13 protein-coding genes, 1 tRNA gene and 1 pseudogene (1 of these 15 only partly in view) are annotated in these 14,875 nt (G+C 29.4%); 6 read left to right on the top strand and 9 right to left on the bottom strand.

The genetic code is table 11. The annotated features are described in order from the left end of the window. The 4 genes and pseudogenes from L6Q46_RS01075 to L6Q46_RS01060 form a co-directional block, all read left to right on the top strand. Nucleotides 1–2,413: pseudogene (locus L6Q46_RS01075) on the top strand (hypothetical protein); the annotation flags it as partial. A 6-nt stretch (nucleotides 2,414–2,419) separates the two neighbouring features. After that, nucleotides 2,420–6,037, top strand: coding sequence for a DUF6443 domain-containing protein (locus L6Q46_RS01070; RefSeq protein ID WP_291282731.1), 3,618 nt, complete (start codon nucleotides 2,420–2,422; stop codon nucleotides 6,035–6,037). Beyond that, on the top strand, nucleotides 6,021–6,437 hold the full coding sequence (locus tag L6Q46_RS01065; protein ID WP_291282730.1) for a hypothetical protein: 417 nt from the start codon (nucleotides 6,021–6,023) through the stop codon (nucleotides 6,435–6,437). Before L6Q46_RS01070 ends, L6Q46_RS01065 begins: the two co-directional genes overlap by 17 nt. 203 nt (nucleotides 6,438–6,640) lie before the next feature. Further along, on the top strand, nucleotides 6,641–7,339 hold the full coding sequence (locus tag L6Q46_RS01060; RefSeq protein ID WP_291282729.1) for an IS1 family transposase: 699 nt from the start codon (nucleotides 6,641–6,643) through the stop codon (nucleotides 7,337–7,339). Between the two features lie 16 nt (nucleotides 7,340–7,355). Here the strand turns inward: L6Q46_RS01060 and L6Q46_RS01055 are convergent, their stop codons facing one another. From L6Q46_RS01055 to L6Q46_RS01035, 5 genes are all read right to left on the bottom strand, one after another. After that, on the bottom strand, nucleotides 7,356–7,814 hold the full coding sequence (locus tag L6Q46_RS01055) for a hypothetical protein (protein ID WP_291282728.1): 459 nt from the start codon (nucleotides 7,812–7,814) through the stop codon (nucleotides 7,356–7,358). Further along, the gene (locus L6Q46_RS01050; RefSeq protein ID WP_291282727.1) at nucleotides 7,811–8,008 is read right to left on the bottom strand and encodes a hypothetical protein; all 198 of its coding nucleotides are present in this window, start codon (nucleotides 8,006–8,008) and stop codon (nucleotides 7,811–7,813) included. Before L6Q46_RS01050 ends, L6Q46_RS01055 begins: the two co-directional genes overlap by 4 nt. Nucleotides 8,009–8,222: 214 nt before the next feature. Continuing rightward, entirely contained in the window at nucleotides 8,223–9,086 is an 864-nt protein-coding gene (locus L6Q46_RS01045) for a hypothetical protein (RefSeq protein WP_291282726.1), read from the bottom strand. A 204-nt stretch (nucleotides 9,087–9,290) separates the two neighbouring features. After that, nucleotides 9,291–10,652: a site-specific integrase gene (locus L6Q46_RS01040; protein ID WP_291282725.1), complete on the bottom strand. Its 1,362-nt coding sequence runs from the start codon at nucleotides 10,650–10,652 to the stop codon at nucleotides 9,291–9,293. A gap of 54 nt (nucleotides 10,653–10,706) precedes the next feature. Next, nucleotides 10,707–10,780, bottom strand: a tRNA-Met gene (locus tag L6Q46_RS01035). A 155-nt stretch (nucleotides 10,781–10,935) separates the two neighbouring features. On the opposite strand from L6Q46_RS01035, the gene L6Q46_RS01030 reads away from it, so the two are divergent. Both L6Q46_RS01030 and L6Q46_RS01025 read left to right on the top strand, forming a co-directional pair. Beyond that, nucleotides 10,936–11,328, top strand: coding sequence for an START-like domain-containing protein (locus L6Q46_RS01030; protein WP_111567794.1), 393 nt, complete (start codon nucleotides 10,936–10,938; stop codon nucleotides 11,326–11,328). Between the two features lie 52 nt (nucleotides 11,329–11,380). Then, entirely contained in the window at nucleotides 11,381–12,220 is an 840-nt protein-coding gene (locus L6Q46_RS01025) for an aminotransferase class IV (RefSeq protein ID WP_291282724.1), read from the top strand. Here L6Q46_RS01025 and L6Q46_RS01020 read toward each other — a convergent pair. The 4 genes from L6Q46_RS01020 to L6Q46_RS01005 form a co-directional block, all read right to left on the bottom strand. Beyond that, on the bottom strand, nucleotides 12,213–12,773 hold the full coding sequence (locus L6Q46_RS01020) for a YqgE/AlgH family protein (RefSeq protein ID WP_291282723.1): 561 nt from the start codon (nucleotides 12,771–12,773) through the stop codon (nucleotides 12,213–12,215). The genes L6Q46_RS01025 and L6Q46_RS01020 overlap by 8 nt on opposite strands. A 120-nt stretch (nucleotides 12,774–12,893) precedes the next feature. Continuing rightward, nucleotides 12,894–13,172 carry an HU family DNA-binding protein gene (locus tag L6Q46_RS01015; RefSeq protein WP_111567791.1) on the bottom strand — a complete coding sequence of 93 codons (279 nt, stop codon included), beginning with the start codon at nucleotides 13,170–13,172 and terminating at the stop codon, nucleotides 12,894–12,896. A 176-nt stretch (nucleotides 13,173–13,348) separates the two neighbouring features. Beyond that, on the bottom strand, nucleotides 13,349–14,296 hold the full coding sequence (gene fmt, locus L6Q46_RS01010; RefSeq protein ID WP_291282722.1) for a methionyl-tRNA formyltransferase: 948 nt from the start codon (nucleotides 14,294–14,296) through the stop codon (nucleotides 13,349–13,351). Continuing rightward, nucleotides 14,296–14,875: the end of an ATP-dependent DNA helicase RecQ gene (locus L6Q46_RS01005; protein ID WP_291282721.1), read on the bottom strand. Its footprint extends 1,289 nt past the window's final position; only the last 580 of its 1,869 coding nucleotides appear in the window; its start codon lies off the right edge, out of view; its stop codon occupies nucleotides 14,296–14,298. Before L6Q46_RS01005 ends, fmt begins: the two co-directional genes overlap by 1 nt.

Genomic DNA, 14,875 nt, shown 5'->3' with positions numbered 1-14,875 from the left:
AGCCCCTAGTTTAACAAGTCAACATCCTCTTATTTTAAGTGAAGAATATTTAAAAATGGATTATTTTTTTTATTCTGCACATCATTTATCAAAAGTAACTGATAATAATGGTGAAGAATTAGTGACTTATTTATATGAGGAATTTATAGAGCCCGACTTGGTTAATCCACATCCATCAACAAATTTAATAACAAATAAACTGTCACAGATAAATGCAATTGATCACGGAAAAATAATTTTTGATTTTGATAAAGTTTTATCTCCGCTTCAGAAGGATAATGATCCTATTCAGCTTCAAAACATTGAAGTTAAGGATAATCATAATAACACTATCAAAAAATATAATTTTGAATATAGTGGAATAAGCCTCACAATTGGAGTTATAGACCATAGAACGAAAAGAATTTTAAGTAAAATTATAGAGAATAATAATGATGACACTCAAAATAATGAGTATAAGTTTAAATATATAAATAACGTAAATAATACAAATCCATTTTTTTGTGATGAGAATTATTATGGTTTAGATCCATTTGGTTATTTAACAAGTGCTCTAAATATTAATAATTTAGTAGAGGATACAGAGGTTGATGTTGACTATTTAGGGGATTTAAATGCGGATTTTAATAGATATCGACCATCAAAAGATTTAGTTAATTTTGGGGTGATTGAAGAAATTACATACCCAACTGGAGGGCGAGTTAAATATGAGTTTGAATCGCATACATATTCTTTTAATGAAAATCAATCCAATATGTTTTATGATATACCAATTCAAGAAGTATATAAGGCAAGAAACTTTGATAATCATGTCTATTCAGAATTATATAACTCAAATTATGATACTTCTACTCTTTATTCAAATAGTATTCCTCTAAATATTACAGGAACTTCCCCTGTAAAATTATATTTTAAACTTTTAAGTAATCCTTATTACAGCAATCTTAACGACCCTGTTAATGAGCCATTATATGCCACTTGTCGATTAATAGGGAATGGGGTTGATTTTTACATAGATAATTATTCTGTAACTTGTTTGGGGGATTACATTGAGGTTCAGCCAGGTATTTATACTATTCAGTTTTTTTCTGTTGGTAATGAGCCAGCTACGGGGCACTTAAAGATTACAAAAAAAGAAACTATAACTCAACCTATAAAAGAATGGTTTTATGGAGGTGGTTTAAGAATTAAGAAAATTTCTCATTTTAATTCTTTGTTAGTTAATGCTATGCCTGTTAATGAAATAAACTATGATTATCAAATGTTTGATAATAGCAATAAATCAAGTGGAGAAATGTATGATGGCTATTTTCGTAATTTTTTAAGTGGATTAGGAACTGTAACACAAGTAAGTTATAGAAATGTAAAAATATTTAATTCCTTGAATAATGGTTTTATAAAGCACACCTATGAGTCTTATGTAGACTCTCCATTTTATCCAAGTTCCCCTTTGTACCCTAATTCAGGATATTATCAAAATTACTTCGGATTTAAAAATGGGTTGTTAAAAAAGACTGAATATTATAATAGTTCAAACGTTTTATTAAAAAAAATAGAGAATGAGTATGACTTTGAAGAAAGAGGAGATGCCATGATTATATCATCAATGTTATATGTTGGCTCTATATTTTCTACTAAAGTAGTATGGGCAAAATTAATTGCTACAAACATAACGGAATATTTCCTTCAATCAGGAAACACAGAAACAACTTTAACTGGTAAAACTTTTAGTTACAATTCACTTAATTTGAAAAATAGTGAAAACACAATAACAAATAGCCAAGGAGAAACTTTAAAAACAAAATATTTTTATCATAGAGGTAATTCAATTCATTCACAAAATAGAATTTCAGAAATTGAGCGTGTAGAGACTTACAGAGGAAGCGAATTATTGTCTAAATCGCAAATAGTTTACAACAACAACTGGGCAAATAATGTTTCATTCTTACCTCAAACTATAAAAACGGCTAAAGGCAATGAAGCCTATGAAAATCGTTTGCACAATTTACAGTACGATGAGTTTAGTAACCCGCTCGAAGTACAGCAAGAAGGCGGTATTCACATTTGTTACATTTGGGGTTATAATAAAACTCAGCCAGTAGCTAAATTGGAGAATATTGCTTACAGTTCTATTCCCACAAGTCATATTCAAGCTATTGAAACGGCTTCAAATTCTAATAATGAAGCTAGTTTAATAACGGCTTTAAATGCGCTTCGTAATGACGCAGCATTATCAAATGCTATGATAACCACTTACACCTATAAACCACTAGTAGGTATAAGTACAGTAACCGATCCTAAAGGCGATAAACAAACGTATCATTACGATAGTTTTAACCGATTAGAGTTTGTAAAAGATGCTCAAGGTAATATTTTAAGTGAGAATCAATATCATTACAGAACACAAAACTAAAGCAAGATGAAAAAGTTATTATTTATTATTTCAATTTTACCTGTTCTTGCTTTAGGACAAAGTACAGACCAGAATTACGTTAAAACTATTACTTATAAGAAGCAAACGACACAAGGATCTGTAGATGTTTCTGAACCAAGTAATGCTGTAATTCAAGTAAGCTATTTTGATGGATTAGGAAGACCTATTCAGCAAATTGCACACAAACAATCCAATACAGGAAAGGATATTGTAACGCATATAGAATATGACCAATTTGGTAGACAAACTAGAGATTATTTGCCTTATGTAAGTACAGGAGCATCATTAAATTATTTGCCCTCAGCTCAGACAGATTTATTAAGTTTTTACGCATCTCCTAATCCAACAAACTCAGGAAATCCTTATTTTGAAGCTACAGAAAATCCTTTTAGCGAGAAGCAATTGGAGAATTCTCCATTAAATAGAGTTCTTAAACAAGCAGCACCCGGTGATGCTTGGGGTTTACCTCAAACAACAGGTTTGTCCGATGACAGAAGTATTAAGTTTGACTACCAAACTAATGTCGCTAATGAAGTAAAATATTTTAAAGTAGTTGCTTCATGGGATTCAAATAAAGGGTTGTATGAACCTGCAATTGTACAAACTGGTTTTTATACTGAAAATCAATTGTATAAAACCATTACAAAAGATGAAAATTGGACATCTGGAAAAAACAACACCACAGAGGAATTCAAAGACAAAGAAGGCAAAGTTGTTTTAAAAAGAGCGTATAATAATATTGTTATAGATGATATTTTAGTAGAATCACAAGCTAAACACGACACCTATTATGTTTATGACCAATATGGAAATCTTACTTATGTAATTCCACCTTTAGCTGAAGGCGATGCTTCACAAACAAAATTGGATAATCTAGGATATCAATACAAATATGATAGTAGAAATAGATTAGTAGAAAAGAAATTACCAGAAAAACAATGGGAATTCATTGTATATGATAAATTAGACAGACCCATTGCAACGGGACCAGCTTATAATCCTTATGGTGATGGAACACTAGGTTGGATGATTACACAATATGATGTTTTTGGCAGAGTAACACAAACAGGCTGGAAACTAATGACTGTTACTGAAGCAGAACGCAAGAACAATCAAAATACGATAAATTATGGTAGCAATCCATTTACGTTGGCACAAGATGATATTTTAATTAAAAACTTTTACGATAATTATTCCTTTGCAGGCGCACCTAACATGCCACAAACTATTGAAGGGCAAACTGCAATAACTAATGTAAAAGGACTACAAACAGGCTCGTGGGTAAGAGTATTAGATGAAGTAGGAAGCACAACTGCCGAAACATCTTATACACTTTATGATTTTAAATACCGACCTATAAGAACACGAACAACCAACTTTTTAGGTGGTTACACAGAGGTTGACACTAAATTAGACTGGGTAGGAAAAGTTGAAAAATCAGTTACAAAGCATAAGTATAATACAAGTGCAAGTGTTTTAACCACAACCGAAACCTTTACTTATTCGCCACAAGATAAGTTGTTGTTGCATAAGCATAAGATTAATACGGGTAGTGAAGAATTAATTGCCAAAAACAACTACGACGAACTAGGACAACTAATTAAAAAAGAAGTAGGTGGACAAGATTTTACTGGAGCAAACAGCTATCAAAAAATTGACTACAAATATAACATCAGAGGTTGGTTAAAGGAAATTAATAATGTTGATGACATTACATCCGATAATGATTTATTTGCTTTTAAAATAAACTATAATGAAGGGGTAACTAATGGATTATATAATGGCAACATATCTGAAACCTTTTGGAAAAGTGGTAGCGATAATATATTAAGAAAGTATGAATACTCTTACGATAAGTTAAATAGGTTGTTAGAAGCAAATTATAGTAGACCAGATTTTTCAACTGCCCCTGTAATAGATAGTTATTTAGAAAGATTAAATTATGATAAAAACGGAAACATCACATCATTAGTAAGAAATGGTGACTTAGATGCAAATGATTTTGCTATTGAAATTGATAATTTGGTTTATACATATGATGATGATAATAAAAACCTTCTAAAAAAAGTATTAGATGAAAGTAATCATCCACAAGGATTTAAAGATGATAGTAATGGTATTACTGATGCGGATGATGATTATGAATATGATGATTTTGGAAATTTAATTAAAGATGCTAATAAAGAAATAGGTTCTATTAGCTATAATCATTTAAACTTACCAATGCAAATAACATTTGTAAATGGCACATCAATTCAGTATCTTTACAATGCAGTTGGACAGAAAGTTAGAAAAATTGTGAGTCAATTAGATGTTACCACTACCGATTACATGGGAGGTTTTCAGTATGTTGCAGGAAAGTTAAGTTTCTTTCCTCATTCAGAAGGTTATATTACAGCTACACCTAAGAAATCAGCAGTAGGAGCTCCAATTTCTTATTCATTTAATTATGTTTATCAATACAAAGATCATTTAGGCAATAATAGATTAAGCTTTGCTAACAATATTCTAAGTCCTGGAAGTATGAAAATTTTAGAAGAGAATCATTATTATCCATTTGGTTTAAAACATACCAACTACAATACTGATCAATACGAGTTTGTAGAAGTAGAAAATGGTAATGATTATTATGTAAATATATCGCAATTACCTGCTGGTGGTGTGAGTAGTTATAAGTATAAGTATAATGGGCAAGAATGGCAGGATGAATTAGGGCTTAATGTTACGGCTATGGATTATCGTCAATATGATGGAGCTATAGGCCGTTTTAATGGTATGGATAAGCTAGCCGAAATGTCGCATAATTTAACTCCATATAGATTTGGTTTTAACAATCCTGTTTTTTGGTCAGACCCATCAGGTTTATTCGAAACAAGGAAGGAAGCGAGAGCTTACAGAAGAGAGCATTCTATATCAGGTAGTATAAAAAAAGGAAAGGATGGGAATTTCTTTATCAATGATACTAAGAAAGGATATATATATGAAAAAGGGGATGATTCGGACACTAATGATATTGACACAAATCCCAATGATGGTGTTGTAGTAGCTTCTGGTATCTCGGAAGTTACAAGTAATCAAGATACTGAACAGTATATGAGTACTGGTATGTGGACAGCTAATACAGCTGTAGGTTTTGCTTCTTTAGGTATTGCTTACAAAGGACAGTATCATTTAAATAATGAACTTTGGAGATTTCAACCTAACGGTAGACAAAAGTTTATTACTCCTTGGTCAAAAATGAAAAATGGTCAATCGTATTGGAATAATACAATCGCAAAAAACGCAAGATTGAACCAAATTAATAAAGTACAAGGCGCAAGAAATATTGCGTCTAAATTAACAAAAGTTGGAGGGGTTTTATTGGTTGGGGATATTGCATTATCGGGAGACATAAAGCCATCACACGTAATTAATGGGGCTATGTTAGCAGCGTCTACTACTGGATTCGGTACAATTGTTTCAGGTGCATGGTTTATAGCGGACTTTGGTACAATGGGTGTTAATTATTTAATAAATGGAGAGGCCAAAGGATTAGGTGATATGATTGATGAAAGTAGTCTTGGAAAATCAGTAACAGTAAAAATGTATGATGGAGCCTATTAATAAAATAAAATTTCCTTTATTAGATTTGACTATTGATAATTGGTCAAAAATCAAAGATGTTTCCGAAATCTTATTTGATGATGAATTTATTTATTCTTCATCAAACTCTAACTTTAAGCTGTTTCTTTTAAATCATTTATTAGTTGATGATAATGGTAATCTTTTTAAAATAAAGAGCAAAGAGGATTTGCCTTTAATAAAACGTCTACTACCTTTTGGCAGGAAAGCTAAGTTAATCTTCGAAGATTTAAATAAGACTATTGATTTTGAAGAGGTTAAGGTTATTGTATTGTCAAATATAAATAATTTGGAAGTAAACGATTTAAATAAAGACTTTATTAATAAATGGTATTCAAAAGTTTTGATATCTAAATCATTATCAGAAATGTTTTGGGAGTAAAATTACCTGGGTAATGTTTAAGATTTATTACTACAACCATTTATAAATCTAAATTAAAATAGGAGGTAATGTTTCAGACTTAGTGATGAGCACTTTTTTGATGTTTAATAAATTGATAATCAGTAAAAATTAAAAATAATTAAAAAAAAGATGAACTATATAGTTCATCTTTTTTTATGTTTAAAGTTCTTAAATCTAAGAAAATGATAAAAAATGAGACCTCGTGTATCAGATTTAGTGATAGCAAAATTTGTCCAAATTGTAAATCTAATAATGTTGTTAAAAACGGTTTTACTACTAACAAAAAACAGCAGTTTATTTGTAAATCTTGTAAAAATAGATTTATAGATTTTTATACTTATAAAGCCTATAATCATTGGGTAAACAAGAGAATTATTCAGTTTACAAAAGAAGGTCTCGGAATAAGAAGTACAGCAAGAGTTTTAAAGATATCCACAACTACTTTACTAAAAAGAATAATTACAATTGCCAACAGAATTCCTAATCAGCCTATTTTTAAAAATAAAACATATGAAGTTGATGAAATGAGAACATTTATAAGAAACAAAGAAAAGCCTATCTGGATTGTGTATGCCTTAGAAAGAAAAACAAGACAAGTTGTGAACTTTAGTATCGGAAGAAGAACTAAAAGAACATTGCAATATGTTACTAATACATTATTGTTGTCAAATCCCAAAACCATTTACACTGATAAGCTAGTGCATTATAAATCACTATTAAGTAATGTTGTGCATAATACTAAACCTTTTAGTACAAACCACATCGAAAGAAAGAATCTGTCACTTAGAACTCATCTAAAACGACTTAATAGAAAAACAATATGTTTTTCAAAAAGTTTTATATTGTTGCAATGTGTTTTAAGGATTTATTTTTGGGGATAGTTAATACGTAAAATAATTAAATTTTATTGCTTGAAATATTAAGGCAATAGTTGATTATAGTTATTACATGATTGTTATATTCGAAGTTTTTATGATATTCAAATTTTGATTTTTTGTTTATTGAGTATAATATCTGATGATAAATTGCAACCATTGCCAATCTCACATCATCGGGTAATTTTTCAAATACTATAATTATTTGAATGCATTTTTTTATATCATTTAAAGTGTATAAATTGAGAGAGAGTTCTGGATTTATTTTTACAGCGAAAAGCCAAGAATATAAATTTATAAAATAATAGCTTTGAAAAATATGTATTTCATCTCTCAAAACGATATTTTCGTCATTAGGAATATTATTTTCAAGTTCTAATCTAATTATATCTGAAAGATTTCTGTTTTGTTCCTTTGATTTTTCTAATAATTTTCTTTTTAATTCTGGGCTTATCCTTAAATGAATGATTTCTGATTTCATAATTTTGATTTTTTACTAAATATATTTTTTATCAAATAGTTAATTGCATCTTCTTTTTTTAAGACTTCAATTTTTGTTTTCTTTCTTTTCGATTTTTTAGGTAAATCAAAATGTTCATTTATATGCAATAAAAATTTTCTCTTTTCTTCTTCAGATAGAGCAAGGAAAACTTCATATGCAATAGTAAATGTCAACTTAATTTAAATTTGTGATTTTCAATTCAATTGCAACCATTGTATTACGTTGTATTACAGTGGATAACAATGTTGTGTTTGTGTCACAAATCTAAAGCGGTAAAATTGTATGATAAAAAAACAGAGGCAATATTTGGGTCTAAATTAGTCACTTTCCGAACTAATCCTGAAAAACTACCAACCTATACCTATCTTATCCAAGAAAATTAAGTTTTTAGTTAATGTATTTATTTAAACTTTTATTAAGTTCAAGTTTTACGTTCTTGTAATCAGGGTTATTTACCTTTTCGATTGAATAACCAAAAATGGATTTATACGATGGTATTTTTGTATTAAAACTATTAGACATGGCTTCATAAATTAGTTTCTTTTTTCCATATTCTAATGTGATCAATTTTATTTCTTCCATAGCTTCAATTAAGTATCTAAAATTTGAACCACTACGGTTTAAATACAATTCAACAATTATATTTTCAATTTCAATGCTGTTTTGGTGAAGTAAATAATTACGCAACTTAATTTTTGGAGTAAAAGTGTTTTTAGAGGATAAAATATTTTTTAAGAATTTACTTGTATCAATTTTTTTTGTGTTGAAAATGTTTTTAGTAAAATGCTTTTGTACTTCATCAAAATGTTTGTTTATGATTTCTTGTTGCAACAAAAAAATAGCTTGAAGGTCTTCACTTTTTTCATTGCAATGTGATTCGTAATTATCCACTATTAAGGTTGCAACGGTTTTATGAAAATTTAGTTGCTCAAAATATTTTTCGAAAATAAAACTAAATGTGTCTGGTTGTAAACTTTCTTTCAATTCAAATAAAGTGTAAACACTTTTTAATAATTTAGAAGACTTTAGTGAAAGGGCTGTTTTGTCAAAAGGACTAATTTTATTAATTACCCAATCATCTTCATTAATGTATGAAACATCATTTAAAAATGGTTGCAACAAATCATATTCTGATTCTTTTATATTTCCTTCTGAAAACAATTGAGTAATAATTTGTTTTGGTAAATAAAAGATAAAATTTTTGTATAATTCAAAAATTAATTCGTTTGTTTTTTTATTTAAATCGGTCATTTAGAAATTATTTTCATATTATACTAAAGTACAGAAATAATTTCTTTTTGTAAAAGAAATTTATGTTATTAGTTGCAATTAGTTGTAGCTAAATTAAACTGTTTTTTATCTGATAAATAATAAAAAAAAGATAATTGCAACCGATTTATTATTTGGTTGCAACTAAAATTGTAACTTTTGGTTGCAACCAAATAAATAGAAAAATTATTTTATTAAATCAGAGTAATCGTCTGGTAATTCGGCATCAATATCTCTTAAATATTGTTCTAAGGCAGTCATTGTTGAATGCCCTGTTATTAACATTAAAATACTTTTTGCTTCAAATTGAGATTTTTCTTCTCTTAATTTTCTATATAGTTTAGTAATGAAAGTGTGTCTGAAACTATACATTCCATAATCTATTCCAAGGTTGAAATGGTCTTTAACAACTTCTTTAAATCGTTTACTAAAATTATCTCTTCGGTTGTTTTCGGTTGCAATCCATTCTAATCCATATCCATTGGGAGTAAACAATAGGTTTTCAGGGTTAAGGTTTGATAAATCAGGCAAATCATCGATAAGTATATCTGGAATGATTTTAATTTTGACCGCTTTATTTTTCGCTTTTAAATATACTTTTTTGTCTTTTACATCAATATCTTTTACTTTTAATCGACATACTTCTATTGGTCTTAAAAAGTTATAACAAACGAATTTAATAAAGAGTAGGAGTATAGGGTCATTCTGTTTTAAATGGTGAAAAATATTTTCTTGTAAATCAGGTGTATAAGTTTTGTTTCTTTCAGGTTTTGAATTTAAAACGCTTGTTTTTCTAATAAAATTTTCAGGTATAATATCGTTGTCTTCTAAAACTTGAAACAATGAACCTAAATCTGTTCTAGTATTATTTCTATTTCTTGCACTTGATTTTTCTAACACATCGTTTAGATATTCATTTATGGTTTTTTTAGTTATGGAGTTAACAGGTTTTGAAGTATCTAATGTTGCTTTAAATTTTCTAATTCTTAATTCAAAATTTTTATAAGAAGTTTCGCTTAATACATTCTTTTTCATTTTCAAAGCAAAATCAAAAGCATCACTTATTTTCATTAAGTTATCAGTATCTTCAATTTTACTTTTTTGAATTTTTTTTGTTTTAGAATTGGTGATAATTTTAGTTGGTTCAATATTATCATTAGCGCTTGCTAATAGATTATTAAGATCGTTATCTTCGTAAGGATTTAATCCTTTTTCTAATAAGTAGAGAAGAGCATTTTTCATAGTTGTTAGATAGCTCATTCTTTCTTCCATTGTCTTAAATCTATTAACACCTCCTTTAACGTTAGGCATTCTTTTTAATTTCCCTGAAGTATTGTCACGAAAACTATAATAAACATACCAATCTTTACTCAATGCATCCTTTTGTTGAGTTTTTGATAACTTTTTCCAATTTTCAATACTTACACCTCCAGTAAAGATCTTAGGTGTCGAAAATTTTTCTTGCATTACCTTTTTTTTAAGAGAATTTAACGCTAAAACGTGTACGGTATCGTGTACTGTTTGTAAAAATAAAAAATATTTAGACATAAAAAAACGGTTTAGTGTACACTAAACCGTTGATTTTTAAATATTTTCTTTTCGTAGCGAAGACGGGAGTTGAACCCGTGACCTCAGGGTTATGAATCCTGCGCTCTAACCAACTGAGCTACCTCGCCAAATATTGGTCTAACATCCTTGTTGAATGCGGGTGCAAATATAAAACTAATTCTTTTGTTTGCAAATATTTTTTAGCTAAAATAAATTAAAATATTTTTTTTGTTTATTCGATTAATTCTATATATATTTCCAAACTGAAAAATAAAAATAAGCTATGAGTGTAAAAGTAAAATATGAATTAGAATTTCCTATTCAATCTTCACCACAACTACTGTATCAATATATTTCTACGCCGTCTGGATTATCTGAATGGTTTGCTGATAATGTGAATTCTAGAGGTGAGTTTTTTACTTTCATTTGGGATGATTCTGAAGAGAAGGCAAAATTAGCTTCTAAAAAATCAGGTGAGCGTATTAAGTTTAAATGGTTAGAAGAAGATGGTACTGAAACGGACTACTTTTTTGAAATGAAAATTTTAGAAGATGAAATTACTAAAGATGTTTCTATCGTTATTTCTGATTTTGCACACGCAGATGAGTTAGATGAGTCTAAATTGTTATGGGAAAATCAAATTTCCGACTTAAAACATGTGTTAGGTTCCGTTTAAAAAATCAATTATATAAGTTATATTTGTCCCGATTTAAAAGTCGGGATTTTTTATGGTAAATTTTAACGGAAATATTCAGGAAAACAGCTCAATTTCGATTGAAAATAATAGAGGTTTTTTATTTGGAGATAGCATTTTTGAGACAATAAAAGTATTGGATAACAAAGTGTTATTTCTTGAAGATCATTACTTTAGATTGATGGCTTCTATGCGAATTTGCCGAATGGAAATTCCTATGAATTTTACTATGGAATATTTTGAATCTCAAATTTTAAATCTAATTCAGTCATTAAATAATTCCAATTCTTATCGCATTCGTTTTACGGTTTACAGAGATTCGGAAGGATTTTATTTGCCAAAATCCAGAAATGTACAATTTATTGTGTCAGCTTCGTCATTAAATTCAGAATTATATTTTTTTGGAAAAGAGCACTACGAAGTAGAGTTATACAAAGATTTCTATGTTTCAAAACAATTACTTTCAACTTTAAAAACTAATAATAAAATGCTTCAAATTACTGGAAGCATTTTTGCCGATGAAAATGGTTATGATAACTGCTTGGTTTTAAATGATGAAAAAAATGTAGTGGAAGCTTTGCAAAGTAACTTGTTTATGAAAACAGGTAATGTTGTGGTAACTCCTCCTGTTTCAGATGGTTGTTTAAACGGAATCATGCGCAAACAATTACTTGAAATTTTAAAAAAAGTAGAAGGAATCGAAGTTAAAGAAGCTTCAATTTCTCCTTTCGATTTACAAAAAGCAGACGAATTATTCTTAACCAATGTGATTTCAGGAATTCAACCGATAACCAAATACCGTAAAAAAGAATACACAACTGAATTTGCTTCAGATGTATTAAAAAGATTGAATGCTAAAATTCGACTTAGTTAAGCATAGGATTTTCTGGTGCGTTTGAAAATAACACGTATTCACCACCTTGTTCGATTATCTTTTCTTTCCAAAATAAGGTGCTTGCTTTTGAAAGTAGTTTATTTTTGAGAGTATTTTCGGCAACAATCCACGAATTTTCTTGCATCTCCATTTCTAGTTGGTTTACACTCCAGCCACTATAACCTAAGAAAAAACGAATGTGATTTTTGGTGATTTTACCTTCGTTTATTAATTGTTTAGTGGTTTCAAAGTCGCCACCCCAATAAATTCCGTTAGAAATTTCAACGCTATTTGGAATAATATCTGGAATATTGTGGATGAAATACAGATTGTCCTGTTCAACAGGTCCACCATTATATATTTTAAAAGAAGCTTCAATTTCAGGAATCAAATCATTGATGGTGTAGTTCAATGGTTTGTTTAGGATAAATCCAATCGAACCTTCATCGTTATGTTCTGCTAATAAGACCACAGAGCGATTAAAAGAAACATCGCCTAAAATCGAAGGTTCTGCAATTAGCAGATGGCCTTTTTTGGGTAAAGTTGATATCATATTTCTGTAGTTAATTAATTAAAGTTATCAAAAAAAAATCATAAATTCAAAATATTCTCGACGAAATGCAAAAAAAAAGTCCCGATTTACATCAGGACTCTCTTGTTTTATGTAACAAAATTATTTTTTGTTTACTGCTCCTTCTAATTCAGCACCAGCTTTGAATTTTACTACGTTTTTAGCAGCAATTTTGATAGTTTTACCAGTTTGTGGATTTCTACCATCTCTTGCAGCTCTTTTAGATACTGACCAAGATCCGAAACCTACTAAAGATACTCTTCCACCTTTGTTTAAAGTTCCTTCAACATTGCTTAAAAATGATTCTAAAGCTAATTTAGCAGCTGCTTTTGTAATACCAGCAGAAGCTGCCATTGCATCGATTAATTCTGATTTGTTCATGATTAAAGTTATTTATAATTGGTTAAACTTAATTATTTATCACAAATTTAGCGGTATTATTGAGCTGTGCAAGTATTCGTGCTAATTTTCGACTAAAATGTTAATAAATTAGATTAAATGTTAATAACATTGTTTGTTTTTTCAAATTTTAGGCTTAATTATAGTGTTTTCAGGGCTTAGAGCGCTATTGCGTTTTCAGAAAACGAAATTCCGTTTAATAATTCATGTGCTAACATTCTTTTCTTTCCTGGAAATTGTAAACTTTCAATTTTTAAAAAGCCATCTTTTGTAGTAATAAATATCTCTTTTTTAGTAGTTGTAATCTTTCCGATAGTTTCTGAATGTGCTTTTTCTTCAAAACTTGCTAAATAGATTTTTACATTCCATTCGTTTTCGCCGTCTTTAATATAAGTCCAAGCCGCAGGATAAGGAGATAATCCTCTTATTAAATTAAAAATCGTCTTTCCTGATTGGGTCCAATCAATTTTGCAATTCTCTTTATTTAGCTTGTAGGCGGTTTTAACCTCAGGATTATTTTCTTGTAAAGTTGTAGTAGCTTTTCCTGATTCTATTAATTGAAGTGTTTTTAAAACAGTTTCACTTCCTAAATGCATCAAACGATCATGTAACTCACCAGCGGTTTCGTTGGCTCCGATTTCAGTTTCTTTACTCAAAATCATCGCACCGGTATCAATTTTATCATCGATAAAGAAGGATGTAACTCCTGTTTTAGTTTCTCCATTAATGATAGCCCAATTAATAGGTGCAGCCCCACGATATTCCGGTAATAAAGAAGCATGAAGATTAAATGTTCCTAATTTTGGCATTTTCCAAACCACTTCAGGCAACATTCTAAAGGCTACGACTACTTGTAAATTGGCATCCAAACTTTTCAATTCGACTAAGAAATCTTCCGATTTTAAATTGGTAGGTTGTAATAGACGTAGGTTTTTTTCTAGTGCATATTCTTTAACCGCACTCATGCTTACTTTTTGTCCACGACCTGCTGGTTTGTCTGGAGCGGTGATAACGCCAACAATATCATAGTTGTTTTTGTAAATAGTATCCAAAATCCCAACAGCAAAATCGGGCGTTCCCATGAATACAATTCTTAATTTTTCCATTATATAAGGTAATATTGATTGTTTGAATTGATTTTGATTCGATTATTTTCTAATAATAATTGAATCGCAAAGATAGTCGCTTCTGAAGAAATGTGCAGTTGGTTTTCAATTTCTCTTGAACTTAACGGACTTTTCTCTAATAATTGTATGACCGATTGCGTTATCTCAACTGGATTGACTTTTTTTTTAGCAGTACAATACGAACAAATGCCACAGTCTTCCTTCGAAATTTCATCAAAATAAGTCAAAAGCATTCTGTTTTTACACGTATCTTCGTTCGTAATGTAACTCACCACACTTTGAAATTGCTCTTCTTTCAATTTGTTTTGATGTTCTAAAAATTTAGCTACGCGATTAATCGTTAAATCATCTTCACGAGCTTCGTTAAAAGTTATCGAACTATCATTGTTTTTCGCATGTAAAATGATACACTGACTTTCCGCTAATTTATCAATTACTTCTTCTACATGTTTTTCTGAAGTGTTTGCTTTTTTGGCAACCAAATGCGGATTTATTGTGGTTTCAATATCAAAAATTCCAGAATAGGTTCTTAAAATCGTGGTAATAACAGGTTCGTCA

This window comes from Flavobacterium sp. (assembly GCF_023151265.1).
GTDB lineage: Bacteria > Bacteroidota > Bacteroidia > Flavobacteriales > Flavobacteriaceae > Flavobacterium.
The sequence above is the reverse complement of the archived record's forward strand: the minus strand, read 5'-3'. Positions and strand labels throughout refer to the sequence as shown.

Excerpts from the sequence above, each read along its gene's own strand:
- L6Q46_RS01070 (WP_291282731.1), top strand. The coding sequence starts at position 2,420 with ATGAAAAAGTTATTATTTATTATTTCAATTTTACCTGTTCTTGCTTTA.
- L6Q46_RS01065 (WP_291282730.1), top strand. The coding sequence starts at position 6,021 with ATGATGGAGCCTATTAATAAAATAAAATTTCCTTTATTAGATTTGACT.
- L6Q46_RS01060 (WP_291282729.1), top strand. The coding sequence starts at position 6,641 with ATGATAAAAAATGAGACCTCGTGTATCAGATTTAGTGATAGCAAAATT.
- L6Q46_RS01055 (WP_291282728.1), bottom strand. The coding sequence starts at position 7,814 with ATGAAATCAGAAATCATTCATTTAAGGATAAGCCCAGAATTAAAAAGA.
- L6Q46_RS01045 (WP_291282726.1), bottom strand. The coding sequence starts at position 9,086 with ATGACCGATTTAAATAAAAAAACAAACGAATTAATTTTTGAATTATAC.
- L6Q46_RS01040 (WP_291282725.1), bottom strand. The coding sequence starts at position 10,652 with ATGTCTAAATATTTTTTATTTTTACAAACAGTACACGATACCGTACAC.
- L6Q46_RS01030 (WP_111567794.1), top strand. The coding sequence starts at position 10,936 with ATGAGTGTAAAAGTAAAATATGAATTAGAATTTCCTATTCAATCTTCA.
- L6Q46_RS01025 (WP_291282724.1), top strand. The coding sequence starts at position 11,381 with ATGGTAAATTTTAACGGAAATATTCAGGAAAACAGCTCAATTTCGATT.
- L6Q46_RS01020 (WP_291282723.1), bottom strand. The coding sequence starts at position 12,773 with ATGATATCAACTTTACCCAAAAAAGGCCATCTGCTAATTGCAGAACCT.
- L6Q46_RS01015 (WP_111567791.1), bottom strand. The coding sequence starts at position 13,172 with ATGAACAAATCAGAATTAATCGATGCAATGGCAGCTTCTGCTGGTATT.
- fmt (WP_291282722.1), bottom strand. The coding sequence starts at position 14,296 with ATGGAAAAATTAAGAATTGTATTCATGGGAACGCCCGATTTTGCTGTT.